Genomic DNA, 1653 nt, shown 5'->3' with positions numbered 1-1653 from the left:
TCCCGCGCCCGCCGCCTGCGCCGCGACGCCCGCGACCGCCGCGAGCGCGGCGCGTCCCTCGTCGATCGAGATTCTGCGGGCCACCCCGCCACGGTATCGCGCACACCGCGTCTGCATAACTCCGCCTCATCCGGCGTCAACCACGCCGAATCACACCCCAGGGCCGATTCAGGCGGACTTATGCAGACCCACACGTCACAACCCCCGCACCCGAGTGCCGCCACCCCGCTGGGTAGGCTGGCCGAGTGCGCATACTCGTCCTCGGTTCCGGTGCCCGCGAGCACGCCATCCTTCTCGCGCTGAAGAGGGAGGACTCCGATCACGAGCTCTTCGCCGCGCCCGGCAACGCCGGCATCGCGGCCGACGCGGCGATCGTGGCCGGCCTCGATGCGAACGATCCCGCCGCCGTCACAGCCTTCGCAGATGACGAGAGCATCGACCTCGTGATCATCGGCCCCGAGGCGCCGCTCGTCGCGGGCGTCGCCGACACGCTGCGCGAGCGCGGCATCCCGGTGTTCGGCCCCGGCAAGGCGGCGGCCCAGCTCGAGGGATCCAAGGCTTTCGCCAAGCGGATCATGGATGCCGCCGGAGTCCCGACCGGCCGCGCGACCCGCGCCACGACGCGCGCGGAGGTCGAGGCCGCGCTCGACGCCTACGGCGCACCGCACGTGGTCAAGGCCGACGGCCTGGCAGCAGGCAAGGGGGTCATCGTCACAGACGACCGCGCCGCCGCCCTCGCCCACGCCGACGCGTATCTGCCGAGCGGCGCGGTGCTCGTCGAGGAGTTCCTCTCCGGCCCCGAAGTCTCGCTCTTCTTCGTCAGCGACGGCGACACGGTGCGAGCCCTCAGCCCCGCACAGGACTTCAAGCGCGCCTACGACGGTGACGCCGGCCCCAACACCGGCGGCATGGGCGCCTACTCGCCACTCCCCTGGCTGGGGGACCGCTTCGGCAGCGAGCAGGCGTTCGTCGCCGAGGTCACGCGCACCGTCGCCGAGCCCGTGATCCGACAGCTGGATGCCGAGGGCACCCCCTTCATCGGCCTCCTCTACGCGGGGCTGATCCTGACCGCACAAGGGGTCAAGGTCATCGAGTTCAACGCCCGGTTCGGCGATCCCGAGACCCAGGTGGTCCTCCCCCGCCTGACGAGTCCGCTGTCGCGGCTGCTGATGGCGGCGGCATCCGGTCATCTCGAAGACGAGCCCGCGCCGACCTTCGCGGACTCTGCGGCCGTCACCGTCGTCCTCGCGAGCGAGGGATACCCCGAGAGCCCCGTCACCGGGCGCGTCATCACCGGGACGGATGCCGCGGCATCCACTCCCGGCGTCCACCTCGCCCACGCGGCCACCGCGGCGGGTCCCGACGACGGCACCCTCGTCGCGACGGGCGGACGCGTGCTGAACGTCGTCGCGACCGGCGACACGTTCGCCGAGGTTCGCGAGCGGGCCTACACCGCGATCGAGCGCATCGAGCTGGCGGGCTCCCACTACCGCCGGGACATCGCCGCCCGCGTCGCCGGCGTCTGACCGGCGGTGCAGGTTGGGGACGCACGGCTGCGAAAACTCCACGGAATCGGCCCCAGGCACCGACATTCGGCCCGCCCCAGCCCGATAAGCGCACAGATCCGTGGAGTTTGCGCGCGCGCGCGTGACC

Annotated in this window: 1 protein-coding gene; it reads left to right on the top strand. The window is 72.2% G+C overall.

Annotated features, from left to right (window positions below; translation table 11 throughout):
- Positions 1–245: 245 nt before the first annotated feature.
- Positions 246–1526: a phosphoribosylamine--glycine ligase gene (gene purD, locus WBP48_RS08030; RefSeq protein WP_424438671.1), complete on the top strand. Its 1281-nt coding sequence runs from the start codon at positions 246–248 to the stop codon at positions 1524–1526.
- Positions 1527–1653: the final 127 nt, after the last annotated feature.

Origin of the sequence: Microbacterium sp., assembly GCF_049661145.1 — a bacterium.
Classification (GTDB): Bacteria; Actinomycetota; Actinomycetes; order Actinomycetales; family Microbacteriaceae; genus Microbacterium.
This window is presented reverse-complemented; position numbering and strand designations above follow the sequence as displayed.